The organism is Xanthomonas sp. LMG 12462, from assembly GCF_009192885.1.
GTDB classification, from domain to species: domain Bacteria; phylum Pseudomonadota; class Gammaproteobacteria; order Xanthomonadales; family Xanthomonadaceae; genus Xanthomonas_A; species Xanthomonas_A sontii.
Genome location: NZ_NMPP01000048.1, coordinates 41,548 through 56,386 on the forward strand (window position 1 = coordinate 41,548; position 14,839 = coordinate 56,386).

Annotated in this window: 15 protein-coding genes; 11 read left to right on the plus strand and 4 right to left on the minus strand. The window is 68.7% G+C overall.

The genetic code is table 11. The annotated features are described in order from the left end of the window. Positions 1-70: 70 nt before the first annotated feature. Positions 71-766: a hypothetical protein gene (locus tag CEK69_RS12915; RefSeq protein WP_152246044.1), complete on the plus strand. Its 696-nt coding sequence runs from the start codon at positions 71-73 to the stop codon at positions 764-766. Between the two features lie 196 nt (positions 767-962). Here CEK69_RS12915 and CEK69_RS12920 read toward each other — a convergent pair whose 3' ends face one another. The 3 genes from CEK69_RS12920 to CEK69_RS12930 all read right to left on the minus strand — a co-directional run bounded on the left by CEK69_RS12920 (position 963) and on the right by CEK69_RS12930 (position 3,941). Next, the gene (locus tag CEK69_RS12920; RefSeq protein WP_017907302.1) at positions 963-1,400 is read right to left on the minus strand and encodes a hypothetical protein; all 438 of its coding nucleotides are present in this window, start codon (positions 1,398-1,400) and stop codon (positions 963-965) included. A 470-nt stretch (positions 1,401-1,870) separates the two neighbouring features. Continuing rightward, positions 1,871-2,686, minus strand: coding sequence for an amidohydrolase (locus CEK69_RS12925; RefSeq protein ID WP_152245996.1), 816 nt, complete (start codon positions 2,684-2,686; stop codon positions 1,871-1,873). Positions 2,687-2,792: 106 nt separating this feature from the next. Beyond that, complete coding sequence (locus CEK69_RS12930; RefSeq protein WP_152245999.1) at positions 2,793-3,941, minus strand: pyridoxal phosphate-dependent aminotransferase; 1,149 nt, start codon at positions 3,939-3,941, stop codon at positions 2,793-2,795. Positions 3,942-4,149: 208 nt separating this feature from the next. On the opposite strand from CEK69_RS12930, the gene ccmA reads away from it, so the two are divergent. From ccmA to CEK69_RS12980, 10 genes are all read left to right on the plus strand, one after another. Continuing rightward, the gene (gene ccmA / locus CEK69_RS12935; RefSeq protein ID WP_017907305.1) at positions 4,150-4,797 is read left to right on the plus strand and encodes a heme ABC exporter ATP-binding protein CcmA; all 648 of its coding nucleotides are present in this window, start codon (positions 4,150-4,152) and stop codon (positions 4,795-4,797) included. After that, on the plus strand, positions 4,794-5,489 hold the full coding sequence (gene ccmB, locus CEK69_RS12940; RefSeq protein WP_017907306.1) for a heme exporter protein CcmB: 696 nt from the start codon (positions 4,794-4,796) through the stop codon (positions 5,487-5,489). The genes ccmA and ccmB overlap by 4 nt, the downstream gene beginning before the upstream one ends. Positions 5,490-5,618: 129 nt before the next feature. Then, positions 5,619-6,368, plus strand: a complete 750-nt coding sequence (ccmC, locus tag CEK69_RS12945; RefSeq protein ID WP_010343777.1) for a heme ABC transporter permease CcmC — start codon at positions 5,619-5,621, stop codon at positions 6,366-6,368. After that, positions 6,365-6,541, plus strand: a complete 177-nt coding sequence (gene ccmD / locus CEK69_RS12950) for a heme exporter protein CcmD (RefSeq protein WP_017915657.1) — start codon at positions 6,365-6,367, stop codon at positions 6,539-6,541. Before ccmC ends, ccmD begins: the two co-directional genes overlap by 4 nt. Next, the gene (gene ccmE, locus CEK69_RS12955) at positions 6,538-6,987 is read left to right on the plus strand and encodes a cytochrome c maturation protein CcmE (protein WP_010343775.1); all 450 of its coding nucleotides are present in this window, start codon (positions 6,538-6,540) and stop codon (positions 6,985-6,987) included. Before ccmD ends, ccmE begins: the two co-directional genes overlap by 4 nt. 171 nt (positions 6,988-7,158) lie before the next feature. After that, on the plus strand, positions 7,159-9,093 hold the full coding sequence (locus tag CEK69_RS12960; protein WP_152246001.1) for a heme lyase CcmF/NrfE family subunit: 1,935 nt from the start codon (positions 7,159-7,161) through the stop codon (positions 9,091-9,093). After that, positions 9,090-9,698, plus strand: a complete 609-nt coding sequence (locus CEK69_RS12965) for a DsbE family thiol:disulfide interchange protein (RefSeq protein WP_026143515.1) — start codon at positions 9,090-9,092, stop codon at positions 9,696-9,698. The genes CEK69_RS12960 and CEK69_RS12965 overlap by 4 nt, the downstream gene beginning before the upstream one ends. Beyond that, positions 9,695-10,153, plus strand: a complete 459-nt coding sequence (locus tag CEK69_RS12970; RefSeq protein ID WP_152246003.1) for a cytochrome c-type biogenesis protein — start codon at positions 9,695-9,697, stop codon at positions 10,151-10,153. Before CEK69_RS12965 ends, CEK69_RS12970 begins: the two co-directional genes overlap by 4 nt. 4 nt (positions 10,154-10,157) lie before the next feature. Continuing rightward, entirely contained in the window at positions 10,158-11,189 is a 1,032-nt protein-coding gene (locus CEK69_RS12975; protein ID WP_152246005.1) for a cytochrome C biogenesis protein, read from the plus strand. A gap of 313 nt (positions 11,190-11,502) precedes the next feature. Then, the gene (locus CEK69_RS12980; RefSeq protein WP_152246007.1) at positions 11,503-12,615 is read left to right on the plus strand and encodes a homoserine O-acetyltransferase; all 1,113 of its coding nucleotides are present in this window, start codon (positions 11,503-11,505) and stop codon (positions 12,613-12,615) included. A gap of 288 nt (positions 12,616-12,903) precedes the next feature. On the opposite strand, the gene CEK69_RS12985 is transcribed toward CEK69_RS12980, so the two are convergent. After that, on the minus strand, positions 12,904-14,781 hold the full coding sequence (locus CEK69_RS12985; RefSeq protein ID WP_193313980.1) for a S8 family serine peptidase: 1,878 nt from the start codon (positions 14,779-14,781) through the stop codon (positions 12,904-12,906). Positions 14,782-14,839 lie beyond the last annotated feature (58 nt).

Genomic DNA, 14,839 nt, shown 5'->3' on the forward strand with positions numbered 1-14,839 from the left:
ATCCTGGCGCATCTGGCGGCCGCTGCGGGTGGCCGCCCTCACCGACCAGGAATTCCCGATGACACGGAAGATGAAGATCGCCCTGCCGCTGCTGATCGCCGGCGTACTGAGCCTCGGCGCCTGCCAGAAGGCGCAGCAGAAGGCCCAGGAAGAGATCGCCGCGGCGCAGAACCCCTACCCGGCCAGTTCGCCGCTGCACGCGCCGTTCGATCGCATGCTGCGCAAGCTGGCCAACGACCCGCGCTACGTGGCGCTGCTCAAGCAGAGCGGCCCGCAGGCGCAGCAGGCCGGCTTCCAACTGGCGCAGAACGGCATCGCGCGACTGGACCACGCCACGCTGGAACAGCGCCTGCAGATCCTGTCGCAGGTCAGCGACAAGGTCGACGTGCGGCAGTGCGCCGTGCTGGCGCGCGGCGGTAACCCCAACGATGCGCAGGCGCTGAGCGCGGCGATGCTGTCGGGCCTGGAAACGCTGCCGCAGGCGCAGATCGACCGCTGGTTCGAGGTCTCGCTGAAGGCCACCGACGCGGAGTTGAACAAGACCCCGGCGCAGCCGGTGAGCCAGGAGCAGATCCAGGCGGCGATGAGCACCCTGGTCAAGTCGCTGCCCGCCGACCAGCAGCAGCGCCTGATGCGGGTGCTGCCGGAGATCGCCAAGGCCAGCGACGAGGACGCCTGCTGGACGGCGCGGACCCTGTACCGCCAGGCCCTGGCGACGCCCGAGCCGGTACGCGGCCAGTTGGCCTGGGTGTTCGCGCAGCAGTAAGCGCGCGGCAGCGCGAACCGTGCCCTGGCGCAGGGCGCGGTTTGCCGGGTCGCCGCGCATCTCCGCCGCACGGCGGGCTTCAGGCCAAGTGGCCGAGAGAAACCTTTGACCGAAAAAATCCAGGCGCGCTGCGCCTGGATTTTTTGCGTTGTCTCCGCCCTGGCTGCAACGCAGCGTCAGGGCGGAACGCAGCGCCTTACTTGCGGCGCTCGATCACGAAGTTGCCGACGTTGACGCCCAGATCGACGCCCTCGCCGGTGCCGGCCAGGGCCAGCGAGATATCGCCCTTGGTGACGACCTGCGCGGTGCTGGACTTGACCACGCCGGCATGCGCTTCGGCGGCGGCATAGGTGCCGAACAGATCGTTGAGGCTATAGGCGCCGGTGAAGGTGCCGCGGCCACCGACGATCTTCGACTTGCCGACCGTCAAGCCACCGCCCTTGCTGCTGATCTTGACCGGGATCACCGCGCCGTCGTTGCAGGTGATGGTGCCGGTGCCCTTAGCGGTCTTGTAGAACACCGACCAGCCGGACAGGTTGAAGGACAGCTTGCAATCGATGTTGCCGGCGGCCTGGGCCTGCGGCGCGAGCGCGGCCGCACCCAGCAGTGCGAACAGAGAGAGCGACTTGATCATGTGGGCATTCCGGGTGGGTGGACAAGGCGCGAGGGTAGCAATGGGTTTGTCGCGGCCGCGACAAGGTTGCGGGAGCGTCGCGCGTGCGTTCAGCAGGCATTTCCACTCGCGGCGGGCGCAGTCGGCCCCGGCTTGGCCGGAGCAAAGGCAGGCCGGGGCCGGCGCCAAGCATCTCCAGACTCGTTTGCGGCGGCCAGGCCTGATTGCCTCGGTGCTTTGTAGGCGTTAACGCGAATGCAGCGGGGACGTACGAAGCACTTGCTGATGGCGTAATGCGTCGGGACTGAAGTCCCTCCCACAGTGCACCTGCCACGTTTACCGCGACATGTCGCGGGAGGGGCTCTTGCCGCTTTTTCGAAATCCGCCGCGACAGGGGTTACCGGGAAAGCCCGTCGCGGCTGAAGCCGCTCCCACGACAAGCGTCTTCGGAAATAGCACGATGAGCTTTCCGGCGTCACGGGAGCCGCAGGCTAGTCGTCCAGACTGAAGGCGTCCGCATCGAGCATGGCCGGGAAGCGCGCGCGATGCGCGGCCAGCGCGGCGGCGGAGATCGTGGTGGTGGCGACCTGTTCGCGCTCGCGGATCTCCAGTTGCGGCTGGCCGAGGAAATCGATCACCGCGCTGTCGCCGGCATAGTGCAGGTCGTTGCCGTCCACGCCGACGCGGTTGACCGCGGCCACGAAGCACAGGTTCTCGATCGCGCGCGCGCGCAGCAGCGTGCGCCAGGCGTAGGCGCGCGCCGACGGCCAGTTGGCGACGAACAGCTGCAGATCGAAATCCAACTGGCCCGGGCGCTCGACGTCGTAGCGGTTGCGGCAGAACACCGGGAAGCGCAGGTCGTAGCAGACCTGCGGATTGATCCGCCAGCCCTTCCACTCAACGCACAGGCGTTCGTGCCCGGCGGCATAGCGCAGGTGCTCGTTTCCGTAGCGGAAAAGATGACGCTTGTCGTAATGCTGCAATGCGCCGTCCGGCGTGGCCCACAGCAGGCGGTTGAACACCTTGGCCTCGCCATCGGCGCCGGGCACGCGCAACTGCGCGCTGCCGGTCACCGCCGCGCCCAGCCGTGCCGCCTGCTCGCGGATCCACGCCACGGTCGGCCCGTCCATGTCCTCGGCCTGCGCCAGCGCATCGTTGGAGAAGCCGCTGGTGAAGGTCTCCGGCAGGATCACCAGGTCGGTGACGCCGGCCAGCGGCGCCAGCAGTTCGGCGTAATGCGCGCGGTTGCCGGCCGGATCGTGCCAGCGGGTGTCGCCCTGGACCAGCGAGATCCTCAGATCGTTCATAGCAGGGAATCGGGAAAGGGGAATAGGGAATGGGTAAAGGCTAAGCGCATCGGCGAGTTTTCACCATTCCCCATTCCCGAATCCCCATTCCCGGCGCTTACGCGCGCTACAGCGCGCGCAAGCGCTCGATCGCCGCATCCAGCGTCGCCTCGTTCTTGGCGAAGCACAGCCTGGCAAGGCGCTGGGCGGGCGGCGGGTCCTGGTAAAACGGCGACAGCGGGATCGCCGCCACGCCCTTCTCGATGGTCAGCCACTTCACGAACTCGGTATCGGGCAGGTCGCTGACCGCCGAATAGTCCACGAGCTGGAAGTAGCCGCCCGGCACCGGCAGCGGCTTCAGCCGGGTGCCCAGCAATTGTTCGCGGAAGCGATCGCGCTTGGCCTGGTAGAACGCGCCGAGCTGTTCGTCGTGCTCGGGCTCCTCACGGATCATCGCGGCGAAGGCGTGCTGGGCCGGGCCGAAGCTGGCGAAGGTGTTGTACTGGTGGACCTTGCGGAACTCGGCGCTGAGCGCCGGCGGCGCGATCGCGTAGCCGATCTTCCAGCCGGTGCAGTGATAGGTCTTGCCGAAGCTGGAGACGACGAAGGCGCGCTCGCGCAGTTCCGGCCAGCGCAGCACCGACTCGTGGCGGCGGCCGTCGAACACGATGTGCTCGTAGACCTCGTCGGAGATCAGGAAGATGTCGCTGCCGCGCAGCAGCTCGGTCACCGCATGCAGGTCGTCGGCACCGAACATGGCCCCGGACGGGTTGTGCGGGCTGTTGAGCATCAGCAGCCGGGTGCGCGGGGTGATCGCCGCACGTACGCGCTCCCAGTCCACCGCGAACGTCTGCGGGTCCAGCGGCACGTGCACCGCGCGTGCGCCGGCCAGGTCGATCGCCGGCTCGTAGCTGTCGTAGGCCGGATCCAGCACGATCACTTCCTCGCCCGGGCGCACCACCGCGTGGATGGCGTTGAACAGGGCCTCGGTGGCGCCGCTGGTGACGGTGACCTCGGTGTCGGCATCGACCTGGGCGCCGTAGCAGCGCAGCGCCTTCTCGGCGATCGCCTGGCGCAACGCCGGCACGCCGGTCATCGGCGGGTACTGGTTGTGGCCGTCGCGCATCGCCCGGTCCAGCGCCTCGATCAGCCGCGGCGGCACCGGGAAATCGGGAAAGCCCTGGCCCAGGTTGACCGCGCCGTGCTCGGCGGCCAGTTGCGACATCACGGTGAAGATGGTGGTGCCCACCTTGGGCAGCTTGGTCTGCGGATGCATGCGGGGGATCTGCGGGCAGCGGGAAAACGCCGAGTGTACGCAAAGCCGCTTGCCGGCGATGCGCCCTACACGCCGCCGCTCCACTGACGCAGCGCATGCGCATCGCCGCGTGTGGCCGACGCCGGCATCCGCCGGACGCCCGCATGCCGATACAATGCGCGCCTTCCCTTGCCGCCCGCCGCCGCGCCATCCGCCGCGGCCTTCGCCGATGACCGATCCGCTGTACACCGCCCCACCGCTACTGGCCGCGCACGGGCTCACGTTCGCCCGCGACGACGCCGCGGTGTTCGGTCCGCTGGACTTCCACCTGGATGCCGGCGAAGCGCTGCTGGTGCAGGGCGACAACGGCGCCGGCAAGACCACCCTGCTGCGGGTGCTGGTCGGCCTGCTGCGCGCCGAGGCCGGGCGCATCGAGATCGACGGCCACCCGGTGCGGCGCGGCGACCGCGCTCGCTTCATGGCCTACCTGGGCCACCTGGGCGCACTGAAGGCCGACCTGAGCACCCTGGAGAACCTGCACTACCTGTGCGGCCTGCAGGGGCGCCGGGCCAAGCAGATGCCCGGCAGCGCGCTGGCCATCGTCGGCCTGGCCGGCTACGAGGACACCCTGGTAAGGCAGCTGTCGGCCGGGCAGAAGAAGCGCCTGGCGCTGGCGCGGATGTGGCTGTCGCCGGCGCCGCTGTGGCTGCTCGACGAGCCCTACGCCAACCTCGACCTGGACGGCATCACCCTGGTCAACCGCATGATCGCCGCGCACCTGCGCAGCGGCGGCGCGGCCCTGGTCACCACCCATGGCGCCTATGCCGCCCCCCCCGTGCGCACCCGCATGCTGACCCTGAGCGGAGTCGCCGCATGAGCCTGGCCACGCCCGTTCCCTCGCTGTGGCAGGCCACCCGCGCGCTGCTGCTGCGCGACCTGCGCCTGCTGTGGCGACGCCGCGGCGACGCACTGCAGCCGGCGCTGTTCGCCCTGTTGATCGTGGCCCTGTTCGCGCTGGCGCTGGGCAACCAGCCGCGCCTGCTCGGCGAGGTGGCCGGCGCCGCGCTATGGCTGGCGGTGCTGCTGGCCGGCCTGCTGGCCCTGGACAGTCTGTTCCGCAGCGATGCCGAGGACGGCTCGCTGGAGCAATGGCTGCTGGCGCCGGTGCCGCTGGCCTGGCTGGTGCTGGTGCGGGTGCTGCTGCACTGGGTGACCACCGCCTTGCCGCTGATCGTGGCCGCCCCGCTGCTCGGCGAATTGCTGCACCTGCCACATGACCGCATGCCGGTGCTGCTGGCATCGTTGGCGCTGGGGACCCCGCTGCTGAGCCTGCTCGGCGCGGTGGTCGCGGCGCTGACGGTGGGCATGAAGCGCGCCGGCATCCTGGTCGCGCTGCTGGCCCTGCCGCTGTACGTGCCGGTGCTGGTGTTCGGCGCCGGCAGCGTTGCGGCGGCGGCGCAGGGCCTGGATCCGGCCGGCGGCCTGCTGTTGCTGGCCGCCGGCCTGGTCGCGGGCCTGGTGCTGGCGCCGTTGGCGGCGGCCGCGGCGATCCGCATCTCGCTGAGCTGAGCCTTTTGGGGCAGCGCCGGCGCGACGGCGGCCGTACCATGCAAGCGCAGTGTTCCCTCGCCGTTCCGTCGTTGTCGCATCGAATGTTGTCGCATCGAAGCCCGCCTTCCGCCAGCTAGAATCGTCCGCATGGCCTCTCTCGTCCGCTGGTTCCACCAACTCGGTTCGCCGCCGACCTTCGATCGCTTCGCTGCGCGCTGGACGCCGTGGTGCTACCTGGCGGCGCTGCTGCTGGCCGGCGTGGGCATCTGGCAGGCCCTGTTCGTGGTCCCGGCCGACCGCCTGCAGAGCGACGCCTTCCGCATCCTCTATATCCATGTGCCCAGCGCCTGGATGAGCCTGTTCGTGTTCGGCCTGATGGCCGTGTACGCGGCCATCGCCCAGGTCTGGCGGATCAAGCTGTGCGAGATCCTGGCGATGGCCTGCGCGCCGATCGGCGCCGCCTTCACCCTGATCACCCTGCTGACCGGCAGCATCTGGGGCAAGCCGATGTGGGGCGCCTGGTGGGACTGGGACCCGCGCCTGACCACCGAGCTGATCCTGCTGTTCCTGTACATCGGCGTGATGGGCCTGTACCTGGCGATCGAGGACCGGCGCACCGCCGCACGCGCGGCCGGGCTGCTGGCCATCGTCGGCGTGGTGCTGCTGCCGGTGATCCGCTATTCGGTGGTGTGGTGGAACTCGCTGCACCAGGGCCAGACCATCCGCCTGTTCGGCCAGTCCAGCATGGACCCGAGCATGCTGCCGCCGCTGTGGCTGATGGTGGCCGCGACCAAGTTCTGGTTCGCCGGCTCGCTGCTGGCGCGTGCGCGCGCCGACAACCTGCGCCGCGAGGCCGGCAAGGACTGGGTGACGCAACTGGCGGAGGCACGCGGATGAACTACCTGCCGTATGTGGTCGGTGCCTACGCGGTGTTCGCCGGGGTGCTGCTGGCCGATTTCGTGTTGGCGCGGCTGCAGGTGCGCGCGGCGCTGCGGGCGGCACGGCTGCGCGCACAACGCAAGCGCCAGGCCAAGGCCGAACCGGCGCCGCCGCTGGAGCTGAGCCGATGAACCCGCAGCGCAAGCGCCGCCTGCTGTGGCTGATGCTGCTGGTGCTGGCCGCCGGCCTGACCACCACGCTGGTGGCGATGGCCCTGCAGCGCAATGCCGCCTACCTGTACACCCCGGCCGAAGTGCTGGCCGGCAAGACCGGCGCGCACGCGCGCTTCCGCCTCGGCGGCATGGTCGAGAAAGGCTCGTTCCAGCGCGCACCCGGTTCGCTGCAGTCGCACTTCCGGGTCACCGACGGCGATGCGCAACTGACCGTGCGCTACGACCGGATCCTGCCCGACCTGTTCCGCGAGGGCCAGGCGGTGGTGGCCACCGGCAGCATGCACGACGGCGTGTTCGTCGCCGAGGACGTGCTGGCCAAGCACGACGAGACCTACATGCCGAAGGAGCTGGCGGACAAGATGGGCAGCGCGCATCGCAAGCACGATGTGGGGGCGATGCAGTGAGAGGCGGGAATCGGGATTGGGGAATGGGGAATCGTCGAAGCAAAAGCGCTGGCACGATCGTTGGCACCACCAAGCAGCGGCGACGGAACACGGGGGGGCAGCCTTGCGCCATGTGCATCCCGCAATCCGCTGCGCGTCCCGCCCTACCCGCCCGCGCGTTCCGCAAGCACCATGCTGCCTGAGGTCGGTCAGCTCCTGCTGATCCTTGCCCTGTTCACCGCGGTGCTGCAGGCGCTGCTGCCGCTGGCCGGCGCGCAGCGCGGCGATGCGCGCTGGATGGCGGTGGCGCGGCCGGCGGCGTTCGCGCAGCTGGCCTTGGTGGCCGGCGCCTTCGCGATCCTCACCCATGCGTTCGTGACCCAGGACTTCTCGGTGGCCTACGTCGCCGAAAACTCCAACTCGCTGCTGCCGCTGGTGTACCGCTACTCGGCGGTGTGGGGCGCGCACGAGGGCTCGCTGCTGCTGTGGACGCTGATCCTGGCGCTGTGGACCGGCGCGGTGGCGCTGTACTCGCGGCGCCTGCCGGCGCACGTCGTCGCGCGGGTGATCGGTACCCTGGCGCTGGTCAGCATCGGCTTCCTGGCGTTCCTGCTGTTCACCTCCAACCCGTTCGCGCGGCTGCTGCCGGCGCCGCTGGAAGGGCGCGATCTCAATCCGCTGCTGCAGGATCCCGGGCTGGTGATCCATCCGCCGCTGCTGTACGCCGGCTACGTCGGCTTCGCGGTGCCGTTCGCCTTCGCCATCGCCGCGCTGCTGGACGGCCAGGTGGACGCGCGCTGGCTGCGCTGGACGCGGCCGTGGACCAACGTGGCATGGGGCTTTCTGACCATCGGTATCGCGCTCGGCAGCTGGTGGGCGTACTACGAACTGGGTTGGGGCGGCTGGTGGTTCTGGGACCCGGTGGAGAACGCCAGTTTCATGCCGTGGCTGGCCGGGGCGGCGCTGCTGCATTCGCAGGCGGTCACCGAGAAACGCGGCAGCTTCGGCGCTTGGACCCTGTTGCTGGCGATCGCCGCATTCTCGCTGTCGCTGCTCGGCACCTTCCTGGTGCGCTCGGGCGTGCTGACCAGCGTGCACTCGTTTGCCGCCGACCCCGCCCGCGGCCTGTTCATCCTGGTGTTCCTGAGCCTGCTGTGCGGCGGCGCGCTGCTGCTGTATGCGCTGCGCGGCGGCCGCGTGGCGGCGGCGGCCGACGAGGCGCGGCAGCGCTTCGCCCCGGCCTCGCGCGAGACCTTGCTGTTGGCCAACAACCTGCTGCTGACCTGCGCCTGCGCCATGGTGCTGCTGGGCACGCTGTATCCGCTGCTGGCCGATGCGCTGGACCTGGGCAAGCTGTCGGTGGGGCCGCCCTACTTCGGCACCTTGTTCATCGTACTGATGGCGCCGCTGGTGGCGCTGCTGCCGTTCGGCCCCCTGACCCGCTGGCAGCGCGAACAGGCGTCGCGGCCGCTGGCGCTGCTGGCGCCGTGGGCCGGCCTGGCCCTGCTGGCCGGGGCGATCGGCTTCTTCCTGGCGCCGCAGGGTGCGTGGAAGACCGCCGCCGGCGTCGCCGCCGCGGCCTGGGTGCTGCTGGGCACCGCGCGCTTCGTATGGAGCCGGCGCCAGCTCAAGGGCAGCCGCTTCACCGCCGAGATGCTGGGCATGACCCTGGCGCACGCCGGCATCGCGGTGTTCCTGGCCGGCGCGTTGCTGGTCGAGGCCCTGGAGCAACAGCGCGAAGTGGCGCTGGCGCCCGGACAGCACCTGGAGCTGGGCCGCTACCGTTTCGAGCTGCAGGGACTGGACCAGCGCAAGGGCCCCAACTACGTGGCCGAACGCGCGCAGGTGCAGGTGCTGCACGACGATCGCCCGCTGGCGCTGCTGCACCCGGAAAAGCGCCTGTACGCCAGCGGCGGCCAGAACATGACCGAGGCCGGCATCCATCCCGGCCTGTTCGGCGATGTGTACGTCGCCCTGGGCGAGCCGCTGGGCGGCAACGCCTGGGCGATGCGCGTGCACGTCAAACCTTTCGTGCGCTGGATCTGGCTTGGCGCGGCGCTGATGGCGCTGGGTGGTTTCGTCACCGCCGCCGACCGGCGCTTCCGTCGTACCCCGGAGACCCCCTGATGTCCGCTCCCGCTCCACGTCGCCTGCCGCTGCCCGCCATCCTGCTGGGCGCGCTGTTCTTCCTCGGCCTGCTGGCGTTGATGGTGTATGCGGTGCAGCGTTCCGGCAGCGCCGATCGCGACGCGCTGCCCTCGGCGCTGATCGGCAAGCCGGCGCCGGCGTTCGAACTGCCGCTGCTGCACGACGCCTCGATCCGCGTGCGCAGCAGCGAGTTGCTGGGCGCGCCGTACGTGCTCAACGTGTGGGGCAGCTGGTGCCCGGCCTGCCGCGAGGAACACCCGGTGCTGACCCGCTTCGCGCTGAGCAAGCGTGTGCGGGTGATCGGCTACGACTGGAAGGACACCCGCGAGGACGCGCTGCGCTGGCTGGAGCAGTTGGGCAATCCGTTCCTGGCGGTGCTGTTCGACCCCGAAGGGCGCACCGCAATCGACTGGGGCGTGGCCGCGGCGCCGGAGACCTTCCTGGTCGACGCGCGCGGCGTGGTGCGCTGGAAGCATGCCGGCCCGCTGACCGATGCGATCATCCGCGACGAACTGCTGCCGGCACTGGAGCAGGCCGAGCGCGACGCCCCGCCGACGCGCGCCCAGGGCAAGGCCACGCCATGAGCCAGCACCGCCGGCCTGCGCTGCGGCTGGGCCTGCTGGCGCTGCTGGCGTGGTCCACGCTGGCCGGCGCCGAACCGGTGTCCGATCCGACCCCGCTGGCCTACCGCTCCGCTGCCGAGGAGGCGCGCTTCCATGCGCTGACCGCGGAACTGCGCTGCGTGCAATGCCAGAACCAGTCGCTGGCCGACTCCCACGCGCAGATCGCCATGGACCTGCGCCGCGAAGTGCTGGAACTGATGCACCAGGGCAAATCGGATGCGCAGATCAAGCAGTTCCTGGTCGATCGCTATGGCGAGTTCGTGCTGTACCGGCCGCAACTGGAAGCGCGGACCTGGCTGCTGTGGTTCGGCCCCTTGCTGCTGCTGGCCGGCGGCGCCGTGGTGATGATCCGGATGGTACGGCGGCGCGCGCCCGCGGCGACGGCGCTGCCGCTGCAGGACGAACAGGAATGGTGAGGCGATGCTGACTTGGGGCATGTCGGCTGCGGCGGTGGCGCTGGCGGCGCTGGTGTTCGCGGTGGTGCTGTGGCCGCTGCGCGGCGGCGGCCGCAACGGTGCGGTGCTGGCGGTGGCGATCCTGGCGCTGGGCGTGGCGACAGCGGCGCTGTACGCGTTGGTCGGCACCCCGCGCGCGTTGCAGGCGCAGAACCGCGAGGCACCACGCACGCTCGAGGATGGCGTGAAGCAACTGCAGGCGGCGCTGGCCAAGGATCCCAACCGGGCCGACGGCTGGGCCTTGCTCGGCCGTAGCCAGATGTCGCTGGGGCACAACGCCGAGGCCGCGGCCGCATTCGCGCGTGCGGTGCGCCTGGCGCCGGAGCAGGCGCCGCTGCTGATCGAAGCAGCCGAGGCGCGTGCGATGGCCAACCCGCAACGGCAGTTCGACGATCAGGCGCTGGCCTGGCTGCAGCACGCCCTGCAATTGGCGCCGGGCAGCGAACGCGGCGCCTGGTTCCTGGGCATCGCCCAGCGCCAGCGCGGCCAGGACGCCGCCGCCGCGGCCACCTGGGAAGCGCTGTTGCCGCGCGTGGACGCGGCCACCGCCGCGGCGCTGCGGCCACAGATCGACGCGGCGCGCAGCGCGGCCGGCCTGCCCGCCTTGCCCGCCGCCGGCGCCACGGCGCAGCCTGACAAGGCGCCGGCGACCGCCGGCCTGACCGTGGCAGTGTCGCTAGACCCGGCGTTCGCCGCCCGCGTGCGCCTGCGCGGCGACGCCAGCGTGTTCGTGATTGCCCGCGTGCCGGGCGGCCCGCCGATGCCGGTGGCGGTGCAGAAACATCCGCTGCAGGCGCTGCCGTTGCGGGTGACGCTGAGCGACACGGACAGCCCGATGCCGACGCAGAAGCTCTCGCAACTCAAGCAGGTGCAGGTGATCGCGCGGCTGTCGGCCAGCGGTAACGCCATGCGCCAGGACGGCGATCTGGAATCGGCGCCGGTGACGGTCACCCTGCCGGCGACCGCGCCGGTGGAGTTGGTGATCGGCAAGCCGTAGCGCAAGCAGTCGTGTGGGAGCGACCGTGACTGATCGGGACCGTCCGGTCGCGACCAGGCCAAGACGCCAGCAAGAGTGCGAAACGTCGTTGCAGCAGCGGCTTCAGCCGCGACACGCTCTACCGGGAGGCCGGTCGCGGCTGAAGCCGCTCCCACGAGACAACAGCGTGTCGGACTGGATCGCGGTGGAAGCGAATGATCAGACGCGCAGTAGATCCGGCCCGGCGTCACTCACGGACGCCATTGCGGCCCGACACGCTCCATCCCGCACCACGCATACGCCGGATGCGCAATCGCGCGGCTAGAATCGGCGCATGACCGAATTCATCCCGCCTGGCAGCCGCTTCCACACCCTGCCCTCGCCGTTCCCGATGAAACGTGGTGGCCAGTTGCATGGCGCGCGGGTCGCCTACGAAACCTGGGGCACGCTGTCGGCCGCGCGCGACAACGCGGTCCTGATCGTCACCGGACTCTCGCCCGACGCGCATGCCGCAGCCAATGCCGACGATCCCACGCCAGGCTGGTGGGACGGCATGCTCGGCCCCGGCAAGCCGATCGACACCCAGCGTTGGTTCGTGATCTGCGTGAACTCGCTGGGCAGTTGCAAGGGTTCGACCGGCCCGGCCTCGCCGCATCCGGACGACGGCAAGCCGTATCGCCTGCGCTTCCCGGAGCTGTCGATCGAGGACGGTGCCGACGCCGCCGCGCAAGTGGTGCGGGCACTGAACATCGCGCAGTTGGCCTGCGTGATCGGCAACTCGATGGGCGGCATGACCGCGCTGGCGCTGCTGCACCGGCATCCCAGCCTGGCGCGCAGCCACATCAACATCTCCGGCAGCGCGCAGGCACTGCCGTTCTCGATCGCGATCCGCTCGCTGCAGCGCGAGGCGATCCGGCTGGATCCGAACTGGAACGGCGGCGACTACGACGAGGCCACCTATCCCGAGTCGGGCATGCGCATGGCGCGCAAGCTCGGCGTGATCACCTACCGCTCGGCGCTGGAATGGGACGGCCGCTTCGGCCGCGTGCGGCTGGACTCGGACCAGACCGACGACGATCCGTTCGGTCTGGAATTCCAGGTCGAAAGCTATCTCGAAGGCCACGCCCGCCGCTTCGTGCGCCGCTTCGACCCGAACTGCTATCTGTACCTGAGCCGCTCGATGGACTGGTTCGACTTGGCCGAACCTGCGGGCGGCGACGTGCTGGCCGGCATCGCCACGATCCAGATCGAGCGCGCGCTGGCGATCGGCGCCAACACCGACATCCTGTTTCCGGTGCAGCAGCAGCAACAGATCGCCGACGGCCTGCGCGCCGGCGGCGCACAGGCGCAGTTCCTGGGGCTGGATTCGCCGCAGGGCCACGATGCGTTCCTGGTCGATTTCGCGCGGTTCGGACCGGCGGTGCGGGCGTTTCTGGATGCGCTGTGAGTGGTGCGGCGTACTGGTCGCATCACTCCATCATGCGGTGCCTGGCGAAGCCGCCATCGGCAAGTCGAGATGGACTTAACTCAAGATGCATCCCGCTCAGTGAGTTGATTTCCCTCCGAACACGTCGCACCTAGCAGATCCCGCGCGCGTAACCGCTGCCACGGTCGTACGCACGGACCGACTGACACGCTGGCGACACACGGAATTAGAAAGGCAGAAGCGAGAGCACGGCAGATCCTTTGCCGTACTCTCGCCGATCGTTGCAGCAGAACGCCGGCAACGGTGATATCAGTTGAACCGCGGCATGTCCGCCAGCGCCGTGTTCTGGATCAGCGTCTCGCCATTGAACTCGAAGTAACGGCCATAGGCGGTGATCACCTCATGTCGATTGCTCTTGAGTTCACGCGTGTCGAACTTGCACGGCGTACCCGCCGGACCGTAGTTGCAGATCTGCTGATAGCGCGCAACGCTCTGCAACGGACCGGAAGCAAGCAGATTGCCGTTGGCGTCCCACATCCAGTACTGCCCGTACGCATTGACCGACTCGACCAGCCCGCCCCACTCCGGGAACACGACCAGCGAGCGCGTGTCGAATACGCAGGGATTCTTTCCTTGGCAAGGGCCAGCCGCATACCGCGGGACGTCTTTCAGTTCTCCACCCTGCGGACCAAACGGCTGGCCGTTGGCGTCGAAGTTCCAGTAACGACCGTAGGCGGTGATGGATTCGAGGTAGCCCACGCCTGGGTAGTTCACTTCGGCGCGGGTTTCGAACTTGCAGATGTCCTGACGCGAAACGAACTGGGCAGTGCACGGGCCGCTGCCAGTCGCATAACGCGACACGCTGCTCAGCGGCATCGGCCTGGCCACTGCCTGCCCCTGGGAATTGAACTTCCACAGATGACCGTAAGCGGTAGCAGATTCAGTTCCATCCGGCGCTTCGTCCATTGTGCCCAGCTTGCATGCAGCCACCTGAAGCGAATCGCCGCCGAAGTTGTAGAGGCAAGCACCAGGAATCTTGCCGTTGCCTGCCATCGAACGGGCCCAGTTGACGGCGGCCTCCGCGTTCAACAAGCCGGCACCACAACGATTGTTGGCGCACGACATCGGCGTGGCGGTGCTTTGTAGGATGCTCTTGATCTGGTCGGGCGTCAGCGCAGGATTCACCGACAGCATCAGCCCGATCACGCCGCTGGCGTGCGGCGCCGACATCGACGTCCCCGAAAGATAGCGATAGCAGGAGGTCAATCCGCTTCCGTTGCTCACGGCCCAAGTCGAGAGCACGCCGACTCTGGTTGTGCTATTCCCCTGCGAAATCGGATTGATGATTGCCGGGCAATCTCCAACCCCTGCGCCATAGACGCCTTCGTCGCGGGTCGCGCCGCCTCCTGGCGCCATCAACGTCAAGGACACGCCACCGTTCGTGTAAGGAGCCTCCAGATTCATCTGATCGGTTGCGCCAACAGAAATCACCTCCGGACAAGAGGCAGGCCGCACATTGGCCACATCCACCCACGAAGCGGAAGCCGCTTGGTCGTAAATTATTCCCGGCGCATTATGGTTGCCAGCCGAAGCAACGATCGACACACCCGCGGCATGTGCTTGGGCTATCGCACGATTGGTGTACTGATAGTTGCTGCATGCACTGTTCGCTTCGGCCAGGCTCAAATTGATGACTCTTGCGCCGGATTGAACAGCCTGTTTGATCGCTCCAGCAAGCACGTCGTCCGTCAGACCTGAATCGACCCTTCTGGACAGGATCTCGCACTGCGGACAAACGGCGGCAATCCCCTGACCATTCTGCGTCTTGGCCGCGATGATGCCGGCGACGTGAGTCCCGTGAGAAAAGTCCCCAGCCTCTTTACCATCGTATGCATCGCTGGATCCGGCAAGGTAAAAATCCTTGCCACTCCCATCCTGGGCCCACGTGATATCCGGGTGTCCGGAATACCCAGAATCGATTGTGGCAATTCGAATCTTCTGGCCATTCGCTGGCGCAAGCGCCCAGGCCTGCGGTGCGCGAATCGCGGAAAGATTCCATTGCTGCGCCGAAAGCGGATCGTTGGTAGGCGCCTGTGCGTGGACCGAGCTACTTAGTGCCAGTCCTATCAACGCCCCTAAGCGCACCAGGGCAGACAAACGTTTCTTCGCGAACATTGTTCCAGACATACGTGAAACTCCTTTTCTCTGATGGGCAACCCCCTGTCGCCCGGTCATCCGGAAAGAA